General features: G+C 66.8%; 22 protein-coding genes. 12 read left to right on the forward strand and 10 right to left on the reverse strand.

The features are described 5' to 3' along the window. The first annotated feature begins 1 nt into the window (after position 1). The 3 genes from IE126_RS15710 to IE126_RS15720 are packed head-to-tail and all read left to right on the forward strand — an operon-like array spanning position 2 to position 3,739. Positions 2 to 1,813 (forward strand): CHASE2 domain-containing protein, encoded by a 1,812-nt coding sequence (locus tag IE126_RS15710; RefSeq protein ID WP_189381558.1) that lies wholly within the window; start codon positions 2 to 4, stop codon positions 1,811 to 1,813. 4 nt (positions 1,814 to 1,817) lie between these two features. Further along, positions 1,818 to 2,882: a DmpA family aminopeptidase gene (locus tag IE126_RS15715; protein WP_108129845.1), complete on the forward strand. Its 1,065-nt coding sequence runs from the start codon at positions 1,818 to 1,820 to the stop codon at positions 2,880 to 2,882. A gap of 35 nt (positions 2,883 to 2,917) precedes the next feature. Then, positions 2,918 to 3,739, forward strand: a complete 822-nt coding sequence (locus IE126_RS15720) for a 2-dehydro-3-deoxygalactonokinase (RefSeq protein ID WP_189381559.1) — start codon at positions 2,918 to 2,920, stop codon at positions 3,737 to 3,739. Between the two features lie 3 nt (positions 3,740 to 3,742). Here the strand turns inward: IE126_RS15720 and IE126_RS15725 are convergent, their stop codons facing one another. Beyond that, complete coding sequence (locus IE126_RS15725) at positions 3,743 to 4,219, reverse strand: RrF2 family transcriptional regulator (protein WP_054303152.1); 477 nt, start codon at positions 4,217 to 4,219, stop codon at positions 3,743 to 3,745. A gap of 120 nt (positions 4,220 to 4,339) precedes the next feature. Between IE126_RS15725 and IE126_RS15730 the strand changes: the two genes are divergently transcribed. The 5 genes from IE126_RS15730 to cydX all read left to right on the forward strand — a co-directional run bounded on the left by IE126_RS15730 (position 4,340) and on the right by cydX (position 10,661). Further along, complete coding sequence (locus IE126_RS15730; RefSeq protein ID WP_229825567.1) at positions 4,340 to 5,977, forward strand: ABC transporter ATP-binding protein/permease; 1,638 nt, start codon at positions 4,340 to 4,342, stop codon at positions 5,975 to 5,977. Next, a complete protein-coding gene (locus IE126_RS15735; protein ID WP_189381560.1) occupies positions 5,974 to 7,617 on the forward strand; it encodes an amino acid ABC transporter ATP-binding/permease protein in 1,644 nt (547 codons plus the stop codon). The genes IE126_RS15730 and IE126_RS15735 overlap by 4 nt, the downstream gene beginning before the upstream one ends. A gap of 123 nt (positions 7,618 to 7,740) precedes the next feature. After that, complete coding sequence (locus tag IE126_RS15740) at positions 7,741 to 9,351, forward strand: cytochrome ubiquinol oxidase subunit I (protein WP_189381561.1); 1,611 nt, start codon at positions 7,741 to 7,743, stop codon at positions 9,349 to 9,351. A gap of 5 nt (positions 9,352 to 9,356) precedes the next feature. Then, on the forward strand, positions 9,357 to 10,520 hold the full coding sequence (gene cydB, locus IE126_RS15745) for a cytochrome d ubiquinol oxidase subunit II (protein WP_108129840.1): 1,164 nt from the start codon (positions 9,357 to 9,359) through the stop codon (positions 10,518 to 10,520). Positions 10,521 to 10,532: 12 nt separating this feature from the next. Further along, on the forward strand, positions 10,533 to 10,661 hold the full coding sequence (gene cydX, locus IE126_RS15750; protein WP_082400627.1) for a cytochrome bd-I oxidase subunit CydX: 129 nt from the start codon (positions 10,533 to 10,535) through the stop codon (positions 10,659 to 10,661). Positions 10,662 to 10,717: 56 nt separating this feature from the next. Here the strand turns inward: cydX and IE126_RS15755 are convergent, their stop codons facing one another. Next, positions 10,718 to 11,998: an Nramp family divalent metal transporter gene (locus tag IE126_RS15755; RefSeq protein WP_189381562.1), complete on the reverse strand. Its 1,281-nt coding sequence runs from the start codon at positions 11,996 to 11,998 to the stop codon at positions 10,718 to 10,720. 145 nt (positions 11,999 to 12,143) lie between these two features. Here IE126_RS15755 and mntR point away from each other — a divergent pair, with 145 nt between their 5' ends. From mntR to IE126_RS15775, 4 genes are all read left to right on the forward strand, one after another. Then, the gene (mntR, locus tag IE126_RS15760; RefSeq protein ID WP_054300908.1) at positions 12,144 to 12,581 is read left to right on the forward strand and encodes a manganese-binding transcriptional regulator MntR; all 438 of its coding nucleotides are present in this window, start codon (positions 12,144 to 12,146) and stop codon (positions 12,579 to 12,581) included. A 71-nt stretch (positions 12,582 to 12,652) separates the two neighbouring features. Continuing rightward, positions 12,653 to 13,528, forward strand: a complete 876-nt coding sequence (gene serB, locus IE126_RS15765; protein WP_054300909.1) for a phosphoserine phosphatase SerB — start codon at positions 12,653 to 12,655, stop codon at positions 13,526 to 13,528. Then, complete coding sequence (locus IE126_RS15770; protein ID WP_189381563.1) at positions 13,525 to 14,004, forward strand: GNAT family N-acetyltransferase; 480 nt, start codon at positions 13,525 to 13,527, stop codon at positions 14,002 to 14,004. Before serB ends, IE126_RS15770 begins: the two co-directional genes overlap by 4 nt. After that, positions 14,004 to 14,768, forward strand: coding sequence for a TSUP family transporter (locus IE126_RS15775; RefSeq protein ID WP_189381564.1), 765 nt, complete (start codon positions 14,004 to 14,006; stop codon positions 14,766 to 14,768). The genes IE126_RS15770 and IE126_RS15775 overlap by 1 nt, the downstream gene beginning before the upstream one ends. On the opposite strand, the gene IE126_RS15780 is transcribed toward IE126_RS15775, so the two are convergent. The 8 genes from IE126_RS15780 to IE126_RS15815 all read right to left on the reverse strand — a co-directional run bounded on the left by IE126_RS15780 (position 14,765) and on the right by IE126_RS15815 (position 25,243). Beyond that, on the reverse strand, positions 14,765 to 15,598 hold the full coding sequence (locus tag IE126_RS15780; protein ID WP_189381614.1) for a glycosyltransferase: 834 nt from the start codon (positions 15,596 to 15,598) through the stop codon (positions 14,765 to 14,767). The genes IE126_RS15775 and IE126_RS15780 overlap by 4 nt on opposite strands. Continuing rightward, positions 15,583 to 18,090 carry a hypothetical protein gene (locus tag IE126_RS15785; RefSeq protein ID WP_189381565.1) on the reverse strand — a complete coding sequence of 836 codons (2,508 nt, stop codon included), beginning with the start codon at positions 18,088 to 18,090 and terminating at the stop codon, positions 15,583 to 15,585. The genes IE126_RS15780 and IE126_RS15785 overlap by 16 nt, the downstream gene beginning before the upstream one ends. A 12-nt stretch (positions 18,091 to 18,102) precedes the next feature. Beyond that, on the reverse strand, positions 18,103 to 19,011 hold the full coding sequence (locus IE126_RS15790) for a hypothetical protein (RefSeq protein WP_229825587.1): 909 nt from the start codon (positions 19,009 to 19,011) through the stop codon (positions 18,103 to 18,105). 72 nt (positions 19,012 to 19,083) lie between these two features. Continuing rightward, positions 19,084 to 19,569 carry a HutD/Ves family protein gene (locus IE126_RS15795; protein ID WP_108129836.1) on the reverse strand — a complete coding sequence of 162 codons (486 nt, stop codon included), beginning with the start codon at positions 19,567 to 19,569 and terminating at the stop codon, positions 19,084 to 19,086. Beyond that, positions 19,566 to 20,708 (reverse strand): DNA recombination protein RmuC, encoded by a 1,143-nt coding sequence (locus IE126_RS15800; protein ID WP_054304269.1) that lies wholly within the window; start codon positions 20,706 to 20,708, stop codon positions 19,566 to 19,568. Before IE126_RS15800 ends, IE126_RS15795 begins: the two co-directional genes overlap by 4 nt. After that, positions 20,705 to 22,555 (reverse strand): DNA mismatch repair endonuclease MutL, encoded by a 1,851-nt coding sequence (gene mutL, locus IE126_RS15805; protein ID WP_108129835.1) that lies wholly within the window; start codon positions 22,553 to 22,555, stop codon positions 20,705 to 20,707. Before mutL ends, IE126_RS15800 begins: the two co-directional genes overlap by 4 nt. A gap of 52 nt (positions 22,556 to 22,607) precedes the next feature. Further along, positions 22,608 to 23,912 carry a M16 family metallopeptidase gene (locus tag IE126_RS15810; protein ID WP_189381566.1) on the reverse strand — a complete coding sequence of 435 codons (1,305 nt, stop codon included), beginning with the start codon at positions 23,910 to 23,912 and terminating at the stop codon, positions 22,608 to 22,610. Beyond that, a complete protein-coding gene (locus IE126_RS15815) occupies positions 23,909 to 25,243 on the reverse strand; it encodes a M16 family metallopeptidase (RefSeq protein ID WP_189381567.1) in 1,335 nt (444 codons plus the stop codon). Before IE126_RS15815 ends, IE126_RS15810 begins: the two co-directional genes overlap by 4 nt. Positions 25,244 to 25,288: the final 45 nt, after the last annotated feature.

The following is a 25,288-nucleotide window of genomic DNA, read 5'->3' on the forward strand; positions in this document are numbered from 1 at the left end:
CTTGTCGCGCAACCTCTGGTCTGCGGCGGTTCTTGCGGCCTGCCTCGCCGTCGCGGCCTTGCTGGTGCTTTCGCCCCCCTGGCTTGCCCTGTGGCAGGAAAGGATTTTTGACCGCCTGATGCTGACCCTGCCGCCCGCCACCCCGGCGCAGCCTGTGACGGTCATCGACATCGGCGCCACCGATGATCTGGGGCAGCCCTGGGATCGCACCGCCACCGCGCGGCTGGTGGCGCGGATCGTGGCGGCGAAACCGCAGGCGACCGGCTTCGATATCGTCTTTTCCGGTGCCTGCGACCGCCCGGTGAATGCCGCGCTGGCGCATGGCTTCGCGCAGGCGCGTTCCGTGCTGGGATTTCTGCTGGCCGCCACACCCGGTGGCGCCCTGCCACCCGATAATCTGGCCGTCGCCGAGGGCATCGCGCTCTGGTCCGCAGCCGGGGCCGAGACACCCTGCCCTGCCTTCACCGCAGCCGCGACCACCGTGGCCAGCGTGGCCCTTCCTGGCGACGGCGACGCTGCTGTGCGGCGCCTGCCTGCGGCGGTCTCTGTCGCCGGAATGGCCTATCCGTCACTCCCGGTCGCACTGGCCCGGCTGGCACACGACGAATCCGGCCCGCTGCTTACCGCAAGCGCACTGCGGCTGGACAAGACCCTGCTGCCCGTCTCCGGCGGCATGATGCGCTTTGTCCCCTCCGCTCCCGATCACTGGATTGGCCGCACGCTGCCCGCAGCAGGCGTGCTTTCGGGCGAGTTCCGGCTGCCGGAGGATGCGCTGATCCTTGTCGGCTCCAGCCTGCCCGAGGCGGGTGGCCTGCGTCCCACGGCGGCGAGTCCGGTCGCGCCCTCGGTGCAGATCATGGCCGATATGACCGAACAGATTCTTGCCGGGCACCTGCCCTGGCGCCCCGACTGGGGCAAGGCCGCCGAGGCGCTGGCGGTGCTGGTGCTGGGTCTGGCCGGGCTTTGGCTGCTGGCCACCCTGCCGCCCGTGGGCGCCAGCCTCATCCTGGCAGCGGGCGGCCTGCTCTGGGCCGGGTCCGTCATGCTGCTGTGGCGCAGCAGCGGCCTGCTGCTTGATCCCGTTTCGCCGCTGTTGGCCGCCTTCGGGGCGCTGGCGCTGGCGCTGCTCTCCCGCGCCGCGCTGGCCAGCCGGGCCGAGCGTGCCCTGCGCGCCCGCATGGCGCAGCTTGTTCCGCCCGCGCTGGTTTCCCGCATCGCCGCTGACCCCGGCCTGATGCGGCTGGAGGGCGAGCTGCGCGAGGTTACCGCCCTGTTCACCGACATCGAAGGCTTCAGCATCGCCACCGCCGAAATGGGCCCGCGCGAGATGGTCGCCCTGCTGGATGCCTATTTTGCGGTGACCTGCGGCATCGTGCTGAAACACGGCGGCATGATCGACAAGCTGGTGGGCGATTCCGTACATGCGCTGTTCAACGCGCCACTGGACCAACCGGGGCATGAAGCTGCGGCGCTGGCCTGCGCCGCCGATCTGATGGCGGCGACAGAACGGTTTCGCACCGCCCATGGTGGTTTCGGCCGCACCCGGATCGGGCTGGAAACCGGCCCGGCGGTGCTGGGCGATGTGGGCCATGGCGGGCGCATCGACTATACTGCCCATGGCGCAGCGGTGAACCTTGCCGCCCGCCTGCAAGAGGCAAACAAGCGCTTCGGCACCGCCTGCTGCATCGGCCCCGAACTGGCCCGCCGCTGCCCCGAGACCGTGCGCCCTCTGGGCGAAGCCGACATCCGCAGCTTTGGCCCCCTGCCGCTTTACACCCTGCGGACCCCCGCATCCCATTCCCCGGAGAAGTGACCCGATGACCCGACCACCCCGCGCCCGCGACCTTGGCCTGCCGTTCCCCGGCACGCCCGGCCCGCTGAATGCCATCACCGATGTGCCGGGGGTGGAGGTCGGCTTCTGCACGCTGACCGATCCCACCCGCGACTTGCGCACCGGCGTCACCGCCATTCTGCCACGCGGCAAGGGCACCACGCCGATCCCCGTCACCGCCGGTCATTATGCACTGAACGGCAATGGCGAGATGACGGGCACCCACTGGATCGACGATGCGGGCTATTTCCTCGGTCCGGTGATGATTTCCAATACCCATGCCATCGGAGCCTGCCACACCGGCGCCGTACAATGGATGATCGACACCTATGCCGACCATTTCGCCGGGGTCGCCTGGGCCATGCCGGTGGTGGCGGAAACCTATGACGGTATCCTGAATGACATCACCCGACTGAGCGTGACGCCCGACCATGCCCGCGCCGCGCTGGACGCGGCGGGCACGGGCGCGGTGGCCGAAGGCTCGACCGGCGGCGGCAACGGCATGATCGCCTATGAGTTCAAGGGCGGCACCGGCACCGCCTCGCGCCGGGTCGATCTGGGTGGGGAATGGACGGTGGCCGCGCTGGTGCAGGCGAATTTCGGCATCCGGCCCTGGCTGACCATCCTCGGCAAGCCGGTCGGGCAGATGCTGACCGGGGACCGGCTGCTGCCGCGCGAAACCGGCTCGATCATCGTGATCCTTGCCACCGACGCGCCGCTGTCGCCGCTTTCCCTGCGCGCGCTGGCGAAACGCGCGGCCATCGGCATCGGGCGCACCGGCACGCCGGGGGGCAACAGTTCGGGCGACATCTTCCTCGCCTTCACTACAGCCAATCCGCAGCCGATGGCCGAGCGTGCCAAGCTGTTGCGCCAAGTGACGGAACTGAACCCGGACCATCTGGACCCGATCTATCTGGCAGCGGTCGAGGCGGTGGACGAGGCCGTGGTCAATGCCATGGTTGCCGGCGAAGACGTGCCGACGATCAAGCCGCGCGGCAAGATCTGTCGTGCCATCGGGCGCGAGCGTCTGGCCGCGCTGTTCCGCGATTGATACATGGCCGGAACCGCAATGCGAAAGGCCAAGGCATGACCCCCGAATGGATCGCCGCCGACTGTACGGCAGACCACCTGCGCCTCTGGGCCATGGGGTCAGAGGGGATTTTTGCCCGCGCAGAGGCCCCGGTCGGGGCCGACCCTCTGGCAACCCTGCACGCGCTGGCCGCACCTTGGCTGACCGAAGGACGGCAGATCGAGGTCATTGCCAGCGGCCTTGCCCCCGTCACTGCCCTGCGCATCGTGCCCTGCACCCCGGTCGCGACCGCTGTACCTGTGCCCTCGGACGATTCCCGCCTGAGCCTGCGGCTTGTGCCCGGCCTGCGACAGGATCGCCCCGCCGATCTGACACAGGGTGCCGAGGTGCGAATTGCAGGGGCGCTGCGGGTGCTGGGCGACTTCGACGGGGTGATCTGCCTGCCCGGTCTCACGACAGTCTGGGCGCATCTGAGCGCGGGCGAGGTCGTCAGTTTTCAAAGCTTCGCGACTGGCAGCCTGCTGGCTGCGCTGACCGGGGATATCGGCGGGCCACTGGAAACCGCCGCTTTTACGGAGGCCCTTGCCACCACGCGCGCGCGGCCCGAGCGGCTGGCCGCCCAGATTGCCAGCCTGAGGGCAGAAAGCCTCCTCTCGGGTCTGTCAGCAACGACACTCCGCTCGCGGGCCACAGGGTTGTTTATTGGCGCCGAACTGACCGCGGCACGCCCCTATTGGCTGGGCCAACGCGTGGTTCTGGCCGGGGAACGCTCTGAGCCCTATCGTCTGGCTCTGGCAGCCGAGGGCGTTCAGGCCGAAACCCTGCCCGAGGAAGCCTGCATCCTCGCGGGTCTGGCCCTGCTGCACACGGCGAGCTGAGCGTCAGGCCAGAGCATCGTCGCGCGGACAGGTCAAACCCCGCGCCGGGCTCATCTCCAGCAATCTGTTCAAACCGCAGTTGCCCTTCACCAGATCGGCCAGCGTCACCATGTCCAGTTCGTGGAAGAACGCCTCCAGCGCGCGGGTCAGGTAATTGCGCAACCGGCAAGTGGCGGTCAGCGGGCAGGTATTGCTGTCCGGATCGAAGCATTCCGCGAAGGGCACGCCACTTTCAAAACTGCGAAACACCTCGCCCACCGAAATTGCCTCCATCGACCGTGCGAGCCGCAAGCCGCCCGCGCGCCCGCGCAGCGTTTCGACATACCCGCCCGCCTGAAGCAGGTTCACCACCTGCAACAGATGATTGACCGAGGCATTGCAGCGTTCGGCGATTTCGGCGGTACGGACGGTGCGGCCCTCGTTCACGGCGCAGAACATCAGCACGCGGGTAGCAAGGTTGGTTCGGGTTGTCAGACGCATGAAAGTCCTGTTGCATGGGCGACTTTACCGCATGTGCCACGAAAGCCCGTCCTTGTATCTGATCCAGATCAGACGGCGGGCAGATAACTGGTATCCGCCCTGTGACTTGAGGATGAAGGGATGCAGCCGGACAGCCGAAGCGGGATGCTCGCACAGGCGATGGCGCCAGAACGGCGGCGCCTGCGACTGGCTGCCGCCATATCGGCGGGGGCCGCGCTGGTCTGGCCGGTGCAGGCTGCTCTGCTGGCATGGTCCATCGGCAGGTTGGTGGCAGATCTGCCGGTGCCGCCGCTGCCCGTGGCGCTGGGATTTGTCTGCCTCGGTCTGCTCCGCATGGCCCTGGGCCTCTGGGCAGAACGGCTGGCGCAAGGGGCTGCCGAAACCATCATCAGCGGCCTGCGCGACCGCATTCTGTGCGCCGAGGCGGCCCGCGCCACCGAGACGGCCTTTGGCGGGCCCGGCTCGGTCGCCGCGCTGGCCGGCGAGAAGCTGGCGATGCTGGCGCCCTGGCTGATGCGGTATGGCCCTGCCCGCGCCCGTGTCGCGATCGTGCCGCCCATCCTGCTGGTGCTGAGCTTCGGCCAGTCCTGGGCGGCAGGACTGATCCTGCTGATCACCGGCCCGCTGATCCCGCTGTTCATGGCGCTGGTCGGCATGGCCGCGAAAGAGGCCAGCGCCCGCCAGCTTGCAGGGATCGGGACTCTGAACGACCTGTTGGTGGAACGCCTGTCGGCGCTGGCCGACATCCGGTTGCTGGGGGCGGGGCCGCAGGTGGCAGAGGGCTTCGCCAGCGAGGCCGCTACCCTGCGCCAGCGCAGCATGGCGGTGCTGCGGCTCGCCTTCCTGTCTTCGACCGTGCTGGAACTGTTCGCTGCCATCGGCGTGGCGATGATGGCGGTCTATGTCGGGTTTTCGCTGCTTGGCCTGCTGGATTTCGGCACATGGGGCACGCCGCTGACCCCGGCGCAGGGCATGTTCCTGCTGCTCCTGGCACCCGAGTTCTATCAGCCGCTCCGCGATCTGGCCGCCGCCTGGCACGACCGGGCCGCCGCAGATGCCCTGCGGGACGAATTGGACCAGTGGCAGGCCGCCCCCGGCCCGGATCGTCCCGGCGCAGGGGGGCGTGCCGAGCCACTGCCCGGCCCGGCCGATCTGAGCCTGACTGGCTGCCACCTGCCTTCCGGCGCCTGCCTGCCCGATATCAGGATCGCGGCGGGCGAGGCGGTGGCGCTGGTCGGCCCTTCCGGGGCCGGGAAAACCAGTGCCCTGCGGCTGATGGCCGGGCTGGCCACCGCAGCACCGGGCGAGGTGCGCGTGGCGGGCGGGCAGAAGCTCGACGCCGCGACCGCCGATGGCTGGCGCGCGCGCATCGGCTGGATGCCGCAGCGCGTGCATTTCCCGGGCGCCACCCTTGACGCCAGCCTGCGGCTGGGCCGCGAGGGCGATCTTGGGGCGGCCATGGAAGCCGCAGCGGCTGGCCATCTCACCCCGCGCCTGCGCACGCGGCCGGGCGAAACCGGGAGCGGCCTGTCGGGCGGCGAGGCGCGGCGCCTGTCGCTGGCCCGCGCCCTGCTGACCACGCCTGATGTGATCCTCGCTGACGAGCCGACTGCAGATCTGGATGCGGAAACCGCGCGTGCTGTCACCGAGGGCCTGCTGTCCCAGCGTGCAAGAGGTGCGACACTGGTCATCGCCACCCATGACCCTGCACTTGCTGCACGCATGGACCGCATCATCCATATCGGAGGCGCCACATGAGCGCGCTTTGGCAGATCCTGCGCCTGATGCTGCGGGACCAGCGCACCGCCCTGCTGCGCGGCGCGGCATTGTCAGTGCTGGTGCTGGCGATGGGCGTGGCGCTGCTGGGTCTTTCGGGCTGGTTCATCACCGCCGCTGCCGCAGCCGGTCTGGCCGGGGTGGGGGCCACGTTTGACGTCTTCCGCCCCTCGGCCATGGTGCGCTTTCTGGCGCTGGGCCGTGCCGCTGCGCGATATGGCGAGCGGCTGGCCACCCATGACGCCACACTGCGTGCGCTGGAAAGCCTGCGGCTGCGCCTGATGGCTGGCCACCTGGCCGCACCCTGGCAAAGGCTGATCCGGCTGCGCGGCGCCGAGGTGCTGAACCGGCTGACCGCCGATATCGACACGCTGGACGGGCTGCCCCTGCGGCTGGCGCTGCCGGTTCTGGCCGGGGGGCTGACGCAGATTCTGGCCTTCGGGGTTCTGTGGTTTCTGGCCGGTTGGCAGGTCGCACTCTGGCTGGCCGCCGTTTCAATCACCGGCGCGGCGCTGGTGCTGTGGCGAACGGGGCGGCGAACGCTGCGCCCCTCGCGCCGCGCCGAGGCTGCGGCGCAGGCTTTTCGTACGCGGCTGATTGACCTGATCCGCAGCCGCGATGATCTGGCGGTCTATGGCCATCTGGAACATCAGCTTGCCGCAACCCGCAAGGCCGAGATCCGCCGCCGTAATATGCAAAACCAGCTCGACCGACTGGACCGGCGGGCGGGGGCAGCCCTTGTTGCACTGACCAGCCTGTCGGCCGGTGGTGCGCTCTGGCTGGGCCTGACCCTGACCCAGCAGGGACGGCTCAGCCCAGCGCTGGCGGCGCTGGGGGTCTTTGCCGCGCTGGCGCTGGCCGAGACGCTGATACCCCTGCGGCGGGCAGTCGCCGATCTTGGCCGGATGGCAGATGCAGCGCGGCGCGTCCGGGGCGGGCTGAGTGTTGCACTGCCCGTCGCCAGCATGGGCACCTACACAGGATCGGGCGGTATTCGGGTGCATGACCTTTGCCTCGCCCGCCCCGGCGACAACCAGCCGCTGACCCCGCCGCTGAGCTTTTCCGTCGCGCCAGGCGAGACCGTGGCGCTGACCGGCCCCAGCGGCGCGGGCAAATCCACCGTCCTGCTGGCGCTGGCGGGCCTGCACCCGCCACTGTCCGGCCAGATCACCCTCGCCGGTCGCGCGCTGGCGGATTGGGATGAACCCGCATTGCGCGATCTGTTGACACTGGTGCCACAACGCGCGGGCCTGATGGGCGGGACCGTGGCCGAGGCGCTGCGCCTCGCTGCCCCTGACGCGGCCGAGGCCGAGTTGTGGCAGGCTCTGGAGGCAACCGCGCTGACGGAAACGATCCGGGCGCGCGGCGGGCTGGATCTGCGTCTGGGCAGCGGCGGCAGTGGTCTGTCAGGGGGCGAGGCGCGGCGGCTGGTACTGGCCCGTGCCCTGCTGCGCCGCCCGGCCATCCTTTTGCTGGACGAACCGACCGAAGGGCTGGACCCTGATACCGCAAACCGCGTCCTGAGCGGCCTCCGCGCGCATCTGCCGCAGGCCGCAATCCTGCTGGCATCGCATCGCGAGACCGAAACTGCACAAACGCTACGAAACGTCACAGTTCATTAACTGGAGGCAGTGATACGAGTTATTGATACAGATCAAGGCCGCCCCGATCTGAGCGGTTAAATACATTCAATATCAGGAATGCGTATCCCCGCGCCTTCCCATCCCTGAACCGGAGTGCTGGACATGGAATTCGGCATCGTCGAGCTGTCACGCCTGCAATTTGCTATGACGGCCATGTATCACTTTCTTTTCGTGCCATTGACGCTGGGCCTGTCGATCCTCGTCGCCATCATGGAAACCGTCTATGTGATGACCAACCGCCCCATCTGGCGACAGATGACGAAGTTCTGGGGCATGCTGTTCGGCATCAATTTTGCCCTTGGCGTCGCCACCGGCATCACCATGGAATTCCAGTTCGGCATGAACTGGAGCTATTACTCGCATTACGTCGGCGACATTTTCGGCGCCCCCTTGGCCATTGAAGGGCTGATGGCCTTCTTCCTCGAGGCCACCTTCGTCGGGTTGTTCTTCTTCGGCTGGGACAAGCTGAGCAAGGTGCAGCATCTGGTCGTCGCCTGGCTGGTCGCCATCGGCTCCAACTTTTCCGCACTTTGGATCCTGATCGCGAATGGCTGGATGCAGAATCCGGTCGGGGCTGAGTTCAACCCGATGACCATGCGGATGGAGATGACGGATTTCTTCGCAGTGCTGTTCAACGAGGTGGCGCAGGCGAAATTCGTCCACACTGTCAGCGCCGGCTATGTGACGGCCTCGGTCTTCGTGATCGGTGTTTCGGCCTGGTATCTGCTGCGTGGGCGTCATGCGGAACTGGCACGCCGCTCGATCACCGTGGCTTCGGCCTTCGGGCTGGCCTCGGCCTTCTCGGTGGTGCTGCTGGGGGACGAGTCGGGCTATGACACCTCGCTGAACCAGAAGATGAAGATGGCCGCCATCGAGGCGATGTGGGAGACCGAGCCCGCGCCCGCACCTTTCACTGCCTTCGGTTTCCCCGATCAGGCAGCACGAGAGACGCATTATGCCATCCATGTGCCCTATGTGATGGGGCTGATCGGCACCCGGTCGCTGACCATGCAGATTCCGGGGATCAGCGATCTGGTCGCGCAGGCGGAAACGCGTATCCGGTCGGGCCTGATCGCCTATGACGCGCTGATGACCGTGCGCGCCGAACGCGATGCCACGCCGCCCGAGGTGATGCAGACCTTCGAAGATCATTCCGCCGATCTGGGCTTTGCCTTCCTGCTGAAGAAATACATCGACGACCCGCGTCAGGCGAGCGACGCGCAGATCCAGGCCGCCGCAGGCGACACCGTGCCGACGGTCTGGCCGCTGTTCTGGGCCTTCCGCATCATGGTGGTTCTGGGCTTCGGCTTCATCGGGACCATGGCCTATTTCTTCTGGCGCGCTTCGTTCCGGCAGATGCAGTATCCGCGCTGGGCGCTGCATGTTGCGGTCTGGATGATCCCGGCACCTTGGATTGCCGCCGAAATGGGCTGGTTCGTCGCCGAGTTTGGCCGGCAGCCCTGGACGGTGGACGGGGTGCTGCCCACCGCCATGTCGGTCAGCGCGCTGTCGATGACCGAAGTCGCGCTGACGCTGGCCGGGTTCGTGCTGTTCTACACCGTGCTGTTCATCATCGAGATGGGCCTGATGCTGAAATACATCCGCAAGGGTCCGTTTCAGGATGTCGCGGAAACCGAGGCCTGGGTGGCGCGCCACTATAACCGGCTGGCCGGGCGCCGCAATGCCGATGCCATCGCCCAACCTGCGGAGTGAAAGCCATGATTCTGCATGAACTTATCAGCTATGATCTGCTGCGTGTGATCTGGTGGGGCCTGCTGGGCGTCCTGCTGATCGGCTTCGCGCTGACTGATGGCTTCGACATGGGGGTGGGGGCGCTTTTGCCCTTCACCGCCCAGACCGATGTCGAGCGCCGCATCGTCATCAACACCGTCGGCCCGGTGTGGGAGGGCAATCAGGTCTGGTTCATCCTTGGCGGTGGCGCAATCTTCGCCGCCTGGCCACCGCTTTACGCGGTCAGCTTCTCTGGCTTCTACCTTGCCATGTTCGCGGTGCTGGCCTGTTTCATCGTGCGGCCTGTCGCGTTCAAATACCGCTCCAAACGCGATGGCTACAGCTGGCGCAACCGCTGGGACTGGGCCTTGTTCGTCTCGGGCGCGGCCCCGGCGCTGCTGTTCGGTGTGGCGGTTGGCAATGTGATCCAGGGCGTACCGTTCCATTTCACCGATGACCTGCACACGATCTACGAAGGCGCGTGGTATGCCAAGTTCATCGGCCTGCTGGACCCGTTCTCCTTGCTGGCGGGGGTGGTGTCGCTGTCGATGCTGGTGATGCATGGCGGCGCCTGGCTGACGGTGAAGACGACGGGCGAGGTGCAGAAACGCGCCCGCGCCTATGGGTCCATCGCCGCGCTCGTGGCGGTGGCAACCTATGCGCTGGCAGGCATCTGGCTGGCCTATGGTATCAGCGGTTACCGGATCGTCGGCGAGGTGGTGGCCGATGGCCCTTCCAACCCGCTGTATTTTCAGGTGGAGCGCACGGCAAGCTGGCTTTCCGCCTATGCCGACCGACCGTGGATCGCCATAGCGCCCGTGCTGGGCATCCTCGGGGGCTTGCTGACCTTCGCGGGGCTGCGGGCGGGACGTGAAATCACGACGCTGCTGTTTTCCAAGCTGGCAATCCTCGGCGTGATCTCTTCGGTCGGGCTGACGATGTTTCCCTTCATCATGCCCTCCTCCAGCGACCCGCGTTCATCGCTGACCGTCTGGAACAGCTCGTCCTCGCATCTCACGCTGTTCATCATGCTGGTGGTCACGGTGATCTTCATGCCGCTGATCCTTGCCTATACCGCCTGGGTTTACCGGGTGCTCTGGGGCAAGGTGACGGCGAAGGACGTGACCGAAAACAGCCATTCCGTTTACTGAAAGGAAGCGACCATGTGGTATTTCGCCTGGATGCTCGGCCTGCCGCTGGCGGCCATCTTCGCGGTGATGAACGCGATGTGGCTGGAGTTGAAAGAGGATGAACAGGTCATCCGCAGCGGCGACACCGACGACGCGCGGTAACGGAAGTGGCGGGCGGGGCAAATGCCTCTGCCCGCCCCCTCGCAGCTCCGAAAGGGTCAGATCGGCAGGTCCATCCCCGCCGCCCCGGCGAGCAGAACGAAGTTCAGCCCCAGCACCACCACCGCACCGATGATCGCCAGCAGCCGCACCAGAAGGCCGGTGGCAAAATCGCCCATGATATCGCGGCGCGAGGTGAAGATGATCAGCGCGATCATCGGCACCGGCAGCGCGATGCTGAGGATCACCTGGCTCATCACCAGTGCCTGCGTCGCATTCACCCCGGCGGCCACCACGGCAAAGGCCGGAACCATGGTCACCAGCCGCCGCAGCCAGATTGGCACCCGGATGTGCAGGAAGCCCTGCATGATAAGCTGACCCGCCATCGTGCCCACAACCGAGCTGGAAATCCCCGAGGCGATCAGCGAGGCAAGAAAGATCCCTGCCGCCGCCGCGCCCAGCAGCGGCGTGAGCGTGTGATAGGCAGTCTCGATCTCGGCCACCTCGGCATAGCCCTGATGGAAGGCACTGGCCGCCATCATCACCATGGCCATGTTGACCATCCCGGCCACGGCCAGCGCCAGCACAACCTCGACATTGGAAAAGCGCAAGACCTTGCGGCGCTCCGCCTCGCTGCGCACGGCGGCGCGGCCCTGCGTCAGCCCTGAATGCAGATAGATCGCATGCGGCATGACCGTGGCACCGATGATCCCAACTGCAATCATCAGCGCGGTCTGGTCGGGCAGTGCCGGGCTGAACATGCCACCCGCCGCCGCGCCCCAGTCGACCGGGGCGATCAGCATTTCGGCCAGATAGCAAAGGCCGATCATGCCGACCATCGCCCCGATGATCAGCTCCATCGGGCGGAAGCCCTGCCGCTCAAACAGCAGAATGCCGTAGGTGATGACCGCCGTGATCGCCATGCCCACGATCAGCGGCAGGTTGAACAGCAGTGCAAGGCCAATTGCGCCGCCCAGAAACTCGGCAAGGTCGGTGGCCATGGCGGCGATCTCGCTGATCGCCCACATGATCCAGACCACAGGTTTCGGGAAATTGTCCCGTGACAGCTCGGCCAGATTCTTGCCGGTCACGATGCCGAGGCGCGCGGACAGCGCCTGAAACAGCATGGCAATCAGGTTGGCCAGCAGCACCACCCACAGCAGGGTATAGCCATAGCCCGCGCCTGCCTGAATGTTCGTCGCGTAATTGCCCGGGTCCATGTAGGCAACAGAGGCAATAATGGCGGGCCCTGCGAAAAGCAGTTTGCCGCGAATCCCCCGCCGTTCGCCAGCCAGAACCGCCGACATGCCGTGCCGCGTCCGATCCGAATAAGAAGTCATTGCCGCGCGCCCCGAATTAGCCTGCGGGTCAAGATATAGCTTAGGCTATAATTCGTGCAAGTGGCTTTCCGCCCTGAAAAGGCTGGCCCGAAAGCACAGCCTTGGCTATAAGGTTTTCCCCGAAGATTGCCGCCGGAGCCCCCTGTTGACCGAGGATATCCCCCAAGCACCCAGCCCGGCCCGCGAACAGGCAGACCGTTTTCTGCGGGCGCGCGAGGTGCAGTCGGTCGCGCTGCTGGAGGATTACGTCGAGATGATCGGCGATCTGATGGCCGAAATGGGCGAGGCCCGCGTGGCCGATATCGCCGAACGGATGGGCGTGGCCCAGCCCACCGCAACCAAGGCGGTAGCGCGGCTGAAACGCGAGGGGCTGGCGATCTCCCGCCCCTATCGCGGCGTGTTCCTGACCGAAGCGGGCGGCACGCTGGCCGAAAAGGTGCGCGCACGGCATCGCACCGTGGTGGCCCTGCTGGTGGCCGTCGGCGTGCCCGAGGAAACCGCCGAACTCGATGCCGAAGGGATCGAACATCACGTCTCGGACAGCACCCTGCGAGCCTTCGAACGTTACCTGTCGCAGCGCTGACGGGCTGGCATGGACGGCGGATTTGGCATATGCGGCAAGGCAACCCGCGATTGCGACCGACCGGAGACCCCATGTTCATCGCCACGCTGCTGACCTGCCCTGACCGTCCGACGCTGGAGCGCGCCACCGTCGAAACCCTGCGCGCCGCCTGGAATGGCGGGGAAACGCTCTGGCTCGATCCCGGCGCAGCGGCGGAATTCGCGCTGGAGGCGATGCCCGCTGACCGCTGGCAGGTGTGGGAGCAGTTGCAGGAACAAGGCATCGACCTTGTGGTGCAACCGGCCGAAGGGCGGCGCAAGGCCCTGCTGCTGGCGGATATGGATTCGACCATGATCCAGCAGGAATGCATCGACGAACTGGCCGATGAGGCCGGGGTGGGCGCTTATGTTGCCGACATCACCCGCCGCGCGATGAATGGAGAGCTGGATTTCGAGGCTGCGCTGCGTGAACGCGTGGGGCTGCTTAAGGGCTTGCCCGAAGACGTGATCGAACGGGTCTGGACGGACCGCATCACCTTCATGCCCGGCGGGCGCGAATTGCTGGCCACCATGCGCGCCAATGGTGCCTATGCGGCGCTCGTCTCTGGCGGCTTCACCGCCTTTACCACCCGCGTGGCCGAGGCGCTGGGGTTCCACGAAAACCGCGCCAATACGCTGCTTGCCACGGATGGCGCGCTGACCGGCGAGGTGGGCATGCCCATCCTTGGTAAGGCCGCGAAGCTTGAGGCGCTGGAACAGATCTCGGCCCGCATGGGGATCACGCCGGAACAGGCGATGGCGGTGGGCGATGGCGCCAATGATCTGGCGATGCTGAACCGGGCAGGTGCCGGGGTCGCGCTGCACGCCAAACCTTCGGTCGCGGCACAATGCGACATCCGCATCAACCACGGTGATCTGACGGCGCTGCTGTATATCCAGGGATACCGGCGCGAGGATTTCGCGGCATGATCGTGCGTCCTGCCACCCTCGCCGATGCGCCCGCAATGACCGATCTGCTGAACCGGATCATCGCCATCGGCGGCACCACGGCGCATGAGACCCCGTTTACGCCCGAGGCCGTGGCAAGCCACTACATCGCTGGCGATGAGCCGATCTGCTGCCATCTGGCCGAGGACGAGGCCGGGCTGATCGGGTTTCAATGCGTTGGCCACAACCCGGCGCTACCCGAAGGCTGGGGCGACATCGGCAGCTTCGTCAGCCCCGACCGCCAGCGCTGCGGCGCAGGCGTCGCGCTCTTCGCCGCCACCGTGCCCGCCGCCCGCGCGGCGGGACTAACGGTGCTGAACGCCACGATCCGGGCCGACAATGCGCCGGGGCTTGGCTATTACGCCCGACGCGGCTTTGTTGATTATGCGACTGACCCCGATTACGCGCTGAAAAGCGGGCAGGTCGTCGGCCGCGTCTCGCGCCGGTTCGACCTGTGATGTTCGAAGTCACTTATGATCTTGCCGCCATGCTGATCGTGGCGGCCTTTGCGGCGGGCTTCGTCGACAGCATTGCAGGGGGTGGCGGGCTGATTACCCTGCCTGCCCTGCTGCTGGCCGGGGCAAGCCCGGTGCAGGCGCTGTCCACCAACAAGGTGCAGGGCACCTTCGGCGCGGCGACGGCGGCGATTTCCTACGCCCGCGCGGGCCATGTGAACCCGCGCCACCAGATCCGCCCCGCGATCGGGGCCTTTGCCGCAGGCGCCCTTGGCGCACTGGCCGTCAGCATCCTGCCGACCGAGGGGCTGCGCTATGCGCTGCCCGTCATCCTGATCGGCATCGCGCTGTTCTTCGCGCTGAAACCGGGGCTGACCGATGCCGACCGCACCGCCCGGATGCCCGCAGTGGCCTTCTCGGCCACCATCGTGCCGCTGATCGGCTTTTATGACGGGCTGATCGGGCCGGGCGCCGGGGCCTTCTACATGATCGGCTTCGTCCTGCTGGCGGGCTATGGCGTGCTGAAGGCCACGGCGCATACCAAGCTTCTGAACTTCGCCTCCAACATCGGCGGGCTGCTGATCTTTGCGGCCCAGGGCGCCCCTTGGTGGGCGATGGGGCTGGCGATGGGCGCGGCGCAGATCGCCGGCGCGCGGCTCGGGTCGCGGCTCGCCATGCGGATCGGCGCGCGGATCATCAAGCCGCTGCTGGTGATCAGCTCCACCGCGCTGGCGCTGCGGCTGATCTGGCAACTGGCGACGGGCTAACGCCCGCGCGTCCAGCCACCGGATTGACGGCGCAGCCGCACCGCGAGCGTCACGGCAGCATAGACCGCGAAACCGACGGGATCGGCCAGGGCCAGCCGCGCCAGTGCCGCCTTGCCAAGGCGCGCCTTGCCCTCGCGCGCAGGCAGGTCGGGCCAGAGCGTCGCAATCTCGCGCACGCCTGCATCCTGCCGGCGCCGCACGCGGGTCAGCGCGGCAAAGCCTTCGACCATCGGCCAGAGGTATGTGGGCGCCACCTGCACCCTTTCGCCCGGCGCGAATTGCAGCCGCACGAAAGTGTCGTCCGAGATGATGGCCGGAAACTCTGCCCATCGCGCCCGCCCCGCACCATTCACCGCAAACAGGCCGTAACCGGGCGCGGCACTGCGGTTGAAGGGCAGGCGCTGCCAGAACCGCGCATAGGCGCGGGTCACCTCGCTGCGCGGTTTAGGAATGACCGGCGTGCCCCCGGCATAAAGCGGCTGATCCCCCCCAAGCGCCGCAACCAGCGCCTTCATCAGCGGGGGCGAGACGATGACATCGGCATCCAGATAGGCCCGCAGTGCCCCCCGCGCCGCCGCATCGCCTGCATTCAGCGCGCTGGGCTTGCCGCCCTCAGCCAGATCGAGCACCTCCAGCCGCCAGCCCGCCGCAGCCGCAGCCGCCTGTCGTTGCCGGGCCACCGCCGCCGTCGCATCGCGCGAGCCGTTGGAGACCACGATCACCTCGGCCCCGCCCGGCACCGGGTCGGAGGCCAGCAATGCATCCAGACAGGCGCCGATATAGGCTTCCTCGTTCGACGCGGGGAGGATGACGCTCAGCACCCGTCGCAGCCCTTCGCCAGCACCCGCCAGCGCGGGTTTTCATCGCCCAGATGCCGCAGCGCGCCCCAGCTTCCCCATTTCGTCGGACGATAGACATCGACGAAAGCGTTGAAAGGTGTATCGGTCAGCCCGGCCCAGCCTTTCAGCAGGACGGCGTAAAGCGCGCCCATTTCCGGGGCGTAATTCAGCGCCTGAAAGAAGGCCGTGAGTTCGCTATCTTCGGTCACCGGGCCATAGCCGACGACGTGACTGCCGCCCTCATACATCGCCAGACGCAGACCCTCGGCCTTTGCGACTTCGGCATGATGCGGCAGAACGCGAGTCAATAAGTCGTCCAGCGTATCCTCGGTCACGCCCGAATGCCGACCGTCGCGCAATTCCTCAGCCGCACGGGCGATGGCCTGCGCATAAGGGTGCTGCGGATCAGCCTTGGCGCTTTCGGCCAGCCAGCCCTTGACCATGGCCTGCTTGGCCTCGCTGCCCAGCAGCGCCGCGAAATAGCCCGTGACGGCATAGGCGTCAAAGCTGCCCTTCGGCGCGGGCTTGCCCTCGGCCACCGCCAGCGGCGCGTCAAGGATCGCGCGTTCCGCCCCCGGCACGCCGGTCTGGGTGGCCACCACGCGGACCAGCCGCTCCGCCGCCGTATCACCAAAGACCGCCGACCAGATCCCCATGACCTCGGCCGCGCGCAGGCCATAGAATTGCAGCCCCGCGCCTTCGTCCCTCCAGCGCGCCTTCGCCTGTTCGCGCGCCCATTGGCCTTGGGCGAATTGCGGGTTCCAGACCTCGTTGGAATATTCGACCCAGGCAACGCGTCCGGGTTCCAGCAGATCCGCCACGCTTTCGGCGTAGAACCGCACCAGCGGATCGCCCGCCAGATGCGGCAGGGTGAACCACGGATCGGCGTCCAGCTCATTGGCCAGCGCCACCATCACCTCCACCGGCACGCCATTGCGCGCCCAGGTGTAATCATCAGGCTTGGGGCTGGCCTCGACAGTGGAGAGCGTGGAATCGTTGGTCGCCATCCAATCCATGAAGCGGATCGCCCGCACACCGCGAATACGGTCCAGCCAGTCGGGGTTGAAGATCTGCCCCGAGGCGAAAGCTGCCACCCGGTCCTCGCGCACGATGGTGATGCGGCGCAGCGGGTCATCCCTTTCGGTGCGGGTCAGGGTCAGCAGCACCGCTCCTTCGCCGGGCGTATAGTCGAAGGCCAGTCCGCCACCCGGCAGAGGCGTCAGGTTTTGCGCCCGGCCCTCCACCGTCAGGTCGCCCTGCCCCTGCCAGTGCACCAGATAGCGCCCGGCAACCCCGCCCGCATCCTCGGGCAGATCGGTCAGCACCAGCGTGGAAATCCCGGTGATGCCGGGCGGCAGCGCAACCGGCCAGCCATTCGCGTTGAGCCAGCCGCCCGCCGCCAGTGCATTATGGTCCATCCCGCCCCATTGGCCCGCCAGATGGCCGGTCCATGGCCGCGCTGTTTTCATCACATCCAGAAACGGCTGCTGCACCGACCAGTCGTTCACCCCCGCAAGCCCCAGCGCCAGCGCCGGGTTGGTGACGGGTGTAAAGGAAGCTGCGTCAGCGGCAGGCATCGGGTCGGCTGCCGCAACGTCCGTGGCGACGGGTTTCGCATCGGCCCCGGCAGGTGCATCGACCGCCGGTTCCGGCACAGCAACAGCGCGGGGGGCAGGCTCGCGGGCGAGCTCCGGCTGCGCCGCCGCCCAGGCGATGCGCTGCATCGCGACGGCAAGTTCGGGGGAAATTACCGCATCGCGGCTTTGCCAGCGACGGCCCAGCTTGGCCGGCAGTCCCTCGGGAGATTCTCCGGTCAGCATGGCCAGATGCACCATGGCAACCAGATACTGCCCCTTGCCATTGGGGTGGATGTCATCGGCGAACAGGTCACGGATGTCGGCAACGCCCGGCAAGGCGCCCGCCTGCGCGGCCCCTGCCGCCAGCGCCATCGCCTGCCCGGCGGGGATCAGCCGCACCGGCGGCGCAGTGTCGGGCCGGATCGCCTCGGCCGCTGCGGCCAGATCCAGCCACGCCGCGCGATCTGCCGCGATCCGGTCCAGCCATGGCACGCCCGCCCCCGGATCATCCGCGATCACCGCACCGGAACCGGAGGCAAGGCTGTGCCATGTCTCATAGACATAGACCGCCGTCTCCGGATTTTGTGCCCAGGCAAGCCCGGCCCAGTTCTTGACCTGCCCGGCGCTGTCGTTCCACTCCGCCTGCCCCGCCAGTGGAATCGCCTCGGTCAGGATGAGCGTGCCGATCTGGCCCGTTTCCAGCCGGGCCCGGCCATTTGCGCCCTCGGCCTCGGCCGCGTGATCCCACTGATATTTCAGCGGTGCGCCATTGATGATCTGCGCCTCGACCCGCACCTCCTCGACCCCGGTCGCACGCAGGCCATCCTCCACCAGCGGCGGAAGATTGGGGCCGACGAGGCTGTGGCCCACGAACAGGATATCAGCCAGGAATGCGAGAAGGGACATGCTTAAGCCTTATCAACCGGATACACCGGACGGAGCATAACCGCGCACCGCGTCCCAGACCACCGCCTGAATGATCGGCGCGGCGGCATCGGGCGGCGCCGTGGCGGGGGTGCCATCGGCAAGGTTCAGCCGGTGCGGAAGGCCCAGCGGGCTGGCACCGCTCAGTACCGCGTAATGCACAAGCGCCACCACATAGGCCCCCAGATCGTTCAGATGGATGGGGTCCACCTCGCCCGCCGCATCGCGGGCGAACAGATCCTGCCGGTTGCTCAGCCCCGGCACTTCGCCCGCCTCGATCCGCCGCACCAGCGCAGCCATCGCCTGGCCCGCAGGAATGATGTGAATCGAGCCGGTCGCCGGATCGGCCATGGCCTCGGCCACCAGCGGCTCCCACAACTCCGGCAAGTCAGCGTCCAGCCGGGAGAGCCAGCCCTGCGGATCGTCCAGCCGATGCCAGGTTTCATAGAGATACACCCGCACATCCGGCCGCGCTGCACGCGCCAGTGCCGCCCAGTGGGCCAGCGCCACCGCGCTGTCATGCCAGCGCAGAGCGTCGCGCAGCTCCACCATTTCCGTCAGAACAACTGCGTCATAATCGCCGGATCCGATCGCCGCTTCGGCCGCACGATAGGCGGGGGTGGCATTTTCCTCGGCATGGCCCGGAACGTCGCCCGCACGGTGCTGGTTCAGCGAGGCCCCCCAGCCCAGCTGGCTGTTGTAGCGGTAGCCCGACCCCATCATCTGCGCCAGCATGGCGGGCATGTCCCGGCCCACGAGGCTGTGGCCAAGGTGATAGACCGATCCCGGGGGACGAGGCGGCAGGGCGGCATATTGCGCCGCGAATGCCGCGCTGTCGTGGCGCGCGCGCCAACGCCAGCCCCCCGCCGCCACCATCGCCACGGCAGCCCCTGCTATCAGCATCAATCGTCGTTTCATCCCCGCCAGATCGGCAGCCAATGGCGGGATTGCAAGGTTTGTTCTGCGAATTGCCGCCTAGAACCGGGTCAGCACCAGAAGGGACGGCCCCGAAACCGTCACCGGCGCCTCGCTGATCTCAAGCCCCTGCGAGGCCAGATCAAAGACAAACAACCGCCCAGCCTGTGGCGGGGCGTGCTGCCCCGTCTGCACCACCCGCACCTCGGGCGCGGGCAGGTCACGGGCAGTCATCACATTGAAATCCTCGACCGGCGCGGTGACACCCACCGCCCGCAGCGCCACATCCCCCGGAAAGGCCGCCGGGACCAACAGGTCACAGCGCAGGTCGATCCCGTCACCTACCAGCCCGAAACCGGGACCGGACAGCACGGTCAGCACCCGGTCAATGCCCGGAAACAGCGAGAAATCACCGTTCTCCACCACTGAAGCCATCGACAACCGGAAGCGCAGCCCCTGCGGCCCGTCCTCGCGCCACAGTTCCACCGTGCGGCCCTTGCCATTGGCCCAGGGCATTTCGGTGTAATCCGCACGGCTCAGCCTCATTCGGCGCCTCCAATCATGGCCGGGCTTTCCGGCGCCAGTTCCTCGAAATCGAAGTTATCAAGGCGCCGCGCCCGACGGCCCGCCTTTTCGCTGCTGATGCGAATTTCCTCGATATCCTTCGCGGCCTGCCCGAAATGCCGGTCAAGGTTCGCCACCCGGTCGCCCAGCCGCGAAACGTCCTGATACAGCAGCGCCAGTTCCTTGCGGATCGCCCCCGCCTGTTCGCGCATCCGAGCATCCTTCAGCACCGCGCGCATGGTGTTCAGCGTCGCCATGCAGGTGGTGGGTGAGACGATCCAGACCCGCGCGGCAAATCCGTCACGGATCAGTTCAGGGAAATTGGCATGCAACTCAGCATAGACCGCCTCGGAGGGCAGGAACATCAGCGCACCATCGGCGGTTTCGCCTTCAAGGATGTAACGCTCTGAAATCGCTTTGATATGCGTGCGCACAGCCTGTCGTAGCTGACGCGCCGCAAGGTCCAGATCAGCCTGCCCTTGCGCGCGGCGCAGGGCTTCATACGCCTCCAGCGGGAATTTGCTGTCGATCACGATGGGGCCGGGCGGGTTGGGCAGGTGGATCAGGCAATCCGCCCGCCGCCCGTTGGAAAGCGTGGCCTGCATCGTGTAGCTGTCCGACGGCAGCGCCTTCAGCACGATGTCATGCAACTGGATCTCGCCAAAAGCGCCGCGCGTCTGCTTATTGGACAGAATATCCTGCAAACCCAGCACATTGCCCGACAGTTTCTCGATATTGGCCTGCGCTTTGTCGATAGTTTCCAGCCGTTGCTGCAATTCGCCCAGGGAACGCGCCGTGCGAGTGGCTGTGCCGTGCAGGCTTTCGCCCATCTGGCGCTGCACTTCAGCCAGACGCTGTTCCATCACCTGCAACATGGCGGTCTGGCTGACCGCCTGCGCCTCAGACACATGATGCAGCCCGCCTGCCAGCCGTTCCTGCCCGTCGGCAAGGCTTTGCACCCGCTGCCCCAGCCACCCAAGTTCCTGCACCAGCGGTTGCGCCGCCCGACCGGAGGCGCGCAGCACAAGCAGCAGCAGCAGGACGATCAGCCCGATGAGGCTGCCCGCAATGAGCACGGCCGGGTCATTCCACGCCAGTTCCATGGTTCCCAGCCGGATCATCTGCGCCCGAACAGCCGTTCGATATCGGCCAGCTTGAGTTCGACATAGGTCGGCCGCCCATGGTTGCACTGGCCGGACATCGGCGTCGCCTCCATCTCGCGCAGCAGCGCGTTCATCTCGTCGGCCCGCATCTGCCGCCCGGAGCGGACCGAGCCATGGCAGGCCATCCGGCTCAGCACCGCGTCGATGCGGCCCTTCAGGCGCTCTGACGATCCCAGATCGGCCAGATCGTCCACGATATCGCGGATCAGCGCGGCAGCATCGACGCGGCCAAGGATCGCGGGCACCTCGCGCACGGCAATGGCACCACCGCCGAAGGGTTCGATCCCCAGACCCAGCGCCGCCAGATCCTCCGCAATCTCCAGCAGGCGCGCGGCGTCCGCCTCTGACAGATCGACGATTTCGGGGATCAGCAGCGCCTGCGCGGCGATGCCCTTGTCGGATGCCTGTGCCTTCAGCCTCTCATAGACCAGCCGCTCATGCGCGGCATGCTGATCGACGATGACCATGCCACTGGCCGTCTGCGCGATGATGTAATTTTCATGCACCTGCGCGCGGGCGGCACCCAGCGGACGTTCGGTCAGATCGGGTTCCGGCGCGGCAGCCGACTCGACGCGAGCCGAAGGCGCCTCGGCAAAGCCCGGCTGCGGCGCAGGGGCCTGAGCGGCGAAAGCGCGGGCAAAGGTCGCCTGCGAGGGGCGATCCATCTGATAGACGCGCGGCGGCACGGCAACAGGCGCAACCATCGCAGGCTCCGGGCGGAACGCCTCCAGCGTTTCGGTCGCCACGGTGTTGGAGGCGCGATGCCCCGCCCCTGTCAGCGCCAGCCGCAGCCCCGAGACGATCAGCCCCCGCACCAGCGCCGGTTCGCGAAAGCGCACCTCGGCCTTGGCGGGATGGACGTTCACGTCCACCCGTTCGGGGTCGCAGACCACGTTCAGCACCGCCGCCGGATGCCGGTCGCGGCTGAGCACATCCATATAGGCCGCCCTCAGCGCCCCCAGCAGCATCTTGTCCAGCACCGGACGGCCATTGACGAACAGGAACTGCGCCACAGACGAACCACGCGAATAGGTCGGCAGCGCTGCATAACCAACCAGCCGCACACCTTCCCGTTCAAGATCAATGCGCAGCGCATTTTCACCGAAATCGCTGCCCAGCACGCGCGAAACACGCCGATGCAGCGCATCGAAGAAATCACCGTTTTCCGCATCAGCACGGAAGACCAGCCGCCCGTCACCGCCGCCGCTGACATCGCGCAGCGTGAAGCCGACATGCGGTTCCGCCAGCGCGAGGCGCTTCATCACATCGGAAATCGCGCCCATTTCGGCCCGGTCGGAGCGCAGGAATTTCAGCCGCGCCGGGGTGGCATAGAACAGGTCGCGCAGTTCGACCACCGTGCCACGATTCAGCGCGGCGGGACGCAGGTCGCCCAGGCGCCCGCCCTCGACGGTCAGGCTGACGCCTTCAAACCCCTGCGCGCGCGAGGTGATGGTCAGCCGCCCCACCGCGCCGAGGCTGGGCAGCGCCTCGCCACGGAAACCGAAGCTCTGGATGTTCAGCAGGTCCGAGCCGTCAATCTTCGAGGTGGCGTGCCGCGACAGGGCCAGCGGCAGGTCATCGCCGGTCATGCCGCAGCCATCGTCGGTAACGCGGATCAGCGTCTTGCCGCCATCCGCATAATCCACCGCGATGCGCCGCGCGCCGGCGTCGAGCGCGTTTTCCACCAGCTCTTTCACGGCAGAGGCGGGGCGTTCCACCACCTCGCCCGCCGCGATGCGGTTGATCGCCGCTTCATCCAGTTGCCGGATGACCGGCCGCGCCATGTTGGGGGTTTCCAGCTTCATGCCGCAAGACCTAGCACAGGGGCGCAGATTCGGCCACAGGAATAGCGGCGCGTCAGGGCGCCGTGCTCAGTCGCTCGGGCTGACCCACCACGACGATCCGCAGCTGATCGGGCCGGATCAGCCGCTGCGCCACACGGCGGATATCGTCCAGCGTCACCGCCTCGATCTTCTGGTTCCGCGTCGCGGAATAGTCGATCGGCAGGCCGGTCATCTGCATACCCACAAGGATGCGGGCAATCGGCCCGTTGCCATCAAAGCGCAGCGGATAGGCGCCGGTCAGATAGGTCTTGGCAGCGGCGAGCTCGTCGGCCGTCACACCTTCGGAGGCTCTGGCCCATTCAGCGCGCAATACATCGACGGCTTGCCCGGCCGTCTTGTTGTCGGTGGCGAATTGCCCGGCCAGCAGATCGGCATGATCATAGTCGATCAGATAGCTGCGGGCGCCGTAGGTCAGCCCGCGTTTTTCGCGCAATTCCCGCATGAGACGCGAGCCGAAGCGTTCACCGCCCACAATCTCGTTCAGCACGAAGGCCGCGAAATAATCCGGGTCATCCCGCTCCAGCCCCGGCTGTGCGAAGCTGACCACTGCCTGCGGCGTCGGAAAATCGACCACCGTGACCCCGCCGGTCAGATCGAGCCGGGCTGCGCCGGGAAGTGGTGCCCCGGTCTCGGGCAGGCCCCCCAGCAGATGATCCAGCAGCGCACCAAGTTGTTCAGGCGTGATGTCGCCCACGGCCGCCACATAGACCCGGTCGCGGGCCAGCGCGGCCGTGTGGGCGGTAAGGATGTCATCGCGGGTCAGCGCCTGCACGCTGTCCTCGGTTCCGTCACCCGAACTGGCATAAGGGTGGTCACCAAAGGCGATCCCGTCCAGCGTACGGCCTGCGATGGCCGACGGGTCTTTGGCATTGCTGCGGATGATCGACAGCACCTGCCCCCGCACCCGTTCCACCGCATCGGCATCGAAGCGTGGCCGCGTCAGGGCAAGGCGCAGCAGTTCCGCCGCCTGCGTACGGTTCTCGGTCAGCATCCGGGCCGAAACCGCCACATCGTCCTTCGAACTGTCGAACCGGAACTCCGCCGCCAGACCATCGCGGGTTTCCGCGAATTTCTGGGCATTCATCTCTGCCGCGCCTTCCTCCAGCAATCCGGTCATCAGATTGACCGCGCCGCGCTTGCCCGGCGCATCCAGCGAGGTGCCCCCCCGGAAGCGGATTTCCAGCGCGGTAAAGGGGATCGAGTGATCCTCGACCAGCCAGGCCTTCAAGCCGCCGGGTGAGGTTACGTCCTGAATAGCAATCTCGGCCCGCAGCGGTGTGGCCAGCAGCAGGAACAGCGCCAGAAAACGGCCGATCATTGGGCATCCTCCTCGGTCAGCAGCCAGCCGGTCACGGAATGGCGGCGATCCAGCACCTGCCGCGCGGCCTCCATCACATCCTCGGGCGTCACGGATTGCAGCACCTCGGGCCAGGCCTGCACATCAGCCACGGTCAGGCCGGTGGTCAGCGCATCGCCATAGCGGCGGGCAAGTCCGTCCACATCATCGGCGGCATAGATTTCCGAGGCATGAAGCTGCGTCCTGATCCGCGCGAAGGCGGCCGGATCTGGGCCGGTGGCCAGGAAATCCTTCAGCACGCCATCCAGTTCCGCCTCCGCTTCCTCGGGCTTCACACCGGGCAAGGGAACCATGCCGATGGTGAACTGGCCGTAATCCAGCGCCGTGCCATCATAATAGGCATAGCTGTAAACCGCCTTCGGATCTTCGAACTGAAGCTTGCGGGCCAGAAGGCTGGTCGTGCCGGACCCGCCCAGCAATTCCCCCAGATAAACCAGCGCGGCGGCGGTCTTCTGATCGCCCGTCCGACGGTTCGGCGCCAGATAGGTGCGCATCATGAAAGGTTCGGAGACACGCTTGTCATGCATGGTCAGACGGCGCTCGGCCAGTTGCGGCGGCTCCTGCGGGCGTTTGCGTACCGGCAGGTTGGCGGTGGGCGTCAGCGGGCCATAGTGCTTTTCGGCCATGGCGCGCACCGCATCCGGCGTCACATCGCCCGCGACGATCAGGATGGCATTGTTGGGCGCATAATAGGTGCGGTAGAAATCTTCCGCCTCGGCCCGGCCCAGCCCCTCGATCTCCTGGCGCCAGCCGATGATCGGCACGCCATAGGGGTGGTTGAGAAACTGCGCCGCCCGAAGCTGTTCCATGAACAGGCTGCTGGGATCGCTGTCGGTACGCTGGTTGCGTTCCTCCAGAATCACGTTGCGTTCGGTAGCGACCACATCGTCGGTCAGTTGCAGGTCGCGCATCCGGTCGGCTTCGATCGTCATCATCAGGTCCAGCCGGTCAGCCGCGACGCGCTGGAAATAGGCGGTCTGGTCCCACGAGGTGAAGGCATTGTCATTGCCACCCTGCGCCTCGACGATGTCAGAAAACTCGCCCGGTTTCAGATCATCGGTGGCCTTGAACATCAGATGTTCAAAGAAATGCGCAATGCCGGAATGGCCCTGCGGCTCGTCCGCCGCGCCGATCTTGTACCACATCATCTGGACGGCGACCGGCGCGCGGTGATCCTCGATCACCACGACCTGCAGACCGTTATCCAGTGTGAAATCCGTCACCGGCCCTTCGGCCAGGGCGAAAGTGGCGGAAGCCGACCAAAGCAGTGCGGCGGTGACAGTATTGCGCATGGAAGCCTCCCTCGGACGCCCACCACACCTACGCGGTGGAGGGCC

It is taken from the genome of Gemmobacter nanjingensis (assembly GCF_014652195.1).
In the GTDB taxonomy this organism is placed as follows: Bacteria; Pseudomonadota; Alphaproteobacteria; order Rhodobacterales; family Rhodobacteraceae; genus Gemmobacter; species Gemmobacter caeni.

Bases quoted from the DNA above. Each gene is read 5' to 3' on its own strand.
- IE126_RS15815 (WP_189381567.1), bottom strand. From the start codon at position 25,243: ATGCGCAATACTGTCACCGCCGCACTGCTTTGGTCGGCTTCCGCCACT.
- IE126_RS15740 (WP_189381561.1), top strand. From the start codon at position 7,741: ATGGAATTCGGCATCGTCGAGCTGTCACGCCTGCAATTTGCTATGACG.
- IE126_RS15725 (WP_054303152.1), bottom strand. From the start codon at position 4,219: ATGCGTCTGACAACCCGAACCAACCTTGCTACCCGCGTGCTGATGTTC.
- IE126_RS15775 (WP_189381564.1), top strand. From the start codon at position 14,004: ATGTTCGAAGTCACTTATGATCTTGCCGCCATGCTGATCGTGGCGGCC.
- IE126_RS15720 (WP_189381559.1), top strand. From the start codon at position 2,918: ATGACCCCCGAATGGATCGCCGCCGACTGTACGGCAGACCACCTGCGC.
- IE126_RS15735 (WP_189381560.1), top strand. From the start codon at position 5,974: ATGAGCGCGCTTTGGCAGATCCTGCGCCTGATGCTGCGGGACCAGCGC.
- cydB (WP_108129840.1), top strand. From the start codon at position 9,357: ATGATTCTGCATGAACTTATCAGCTATGATCTGCTGCGTGTGATCTGG.
- IE126_RS15800 (WP_054304269.1), bottom strand. From the start codon at position 20,708: ATGATCCGGCTGGGAACCATGGAACTGGCGTGGAATGACCCGGCCGTG.
- IE126_RS15785 (WP_189381565.1), bottom strand. From the start codon at position 18,090: ATGTCCCTTCTCGCATTCCTGGCTGATATCCTGTTCGTGGGCCACAGC.
- mutL (WP_108129835.1), bottom strand. From the start codon at position 22,555: ATGAAGCTGGAAACCCCCAACATGGCGCGGCCGGTCATCCGGCAACTG.
- IE126_RS15730 (WP_229825567.1), top strand. From the start codon at position 4,340: ATGCAGCCGGACAGCCGAAGCGGGATGCTCGCACAGGCGATGGCGCCA.
- IE126_RS15755 (WP_189381562.1), bottom strand. From the start codon at position 11,998: ATGACTTCTTATTCGGATCGGACGCGGCACGGCATGTCGGCGGTTCTG.
- IE126_RS15795 (WP_108129836.1), bottom strand. From the start codon at position 19,569: ATGAGGCTGAGCCGTGCGGATTACACCGAAATGCCCTGGGCCAATGGC.
- IE126_RS15810 (WP_189381566.1), bottom strand. From the start codon at position 23,912: ATGATCGGCCGTTTTCTGGCGCTGTTCCTGCTGCTGGCCACACCGCTG.
- cydX (WP_082400627.1), top strand. From the start codon at position 10,533: ATGTGGTATTTCGCCTGGATGCTCGGCCTGCCGCTGGCGGCCATCTTC.
- IE126_RS15790 (WP_229825587.1), bottom strand. From the start codon at position 19,011: ATGCTGATAGCAGGGGCTGCCGTGGCGATGGTGGCGGCGGGGGGCTGG.
- IE126_RS15715 (WP_108129845.1), top strand. From the start codon at position 1,818: ATGACCCGACCACCCCGCGCCCGCGACCTTGGCCTGCCGTTCCCCGGC.
- serB (WP_054300909.1), top strand. From the start codon at position 12,653: ATGTTCATCGCCACGCTGCTGACCTGCCCTGACCGTCCGACGCTGGAG.
- IE126_RS15770 (WP_189381563.1), top strand. From the start codon at position 13,525: ATGATCGTGCGTCCTGCCACCCTCGCCGATGCGCCCGCAATGACCGAT.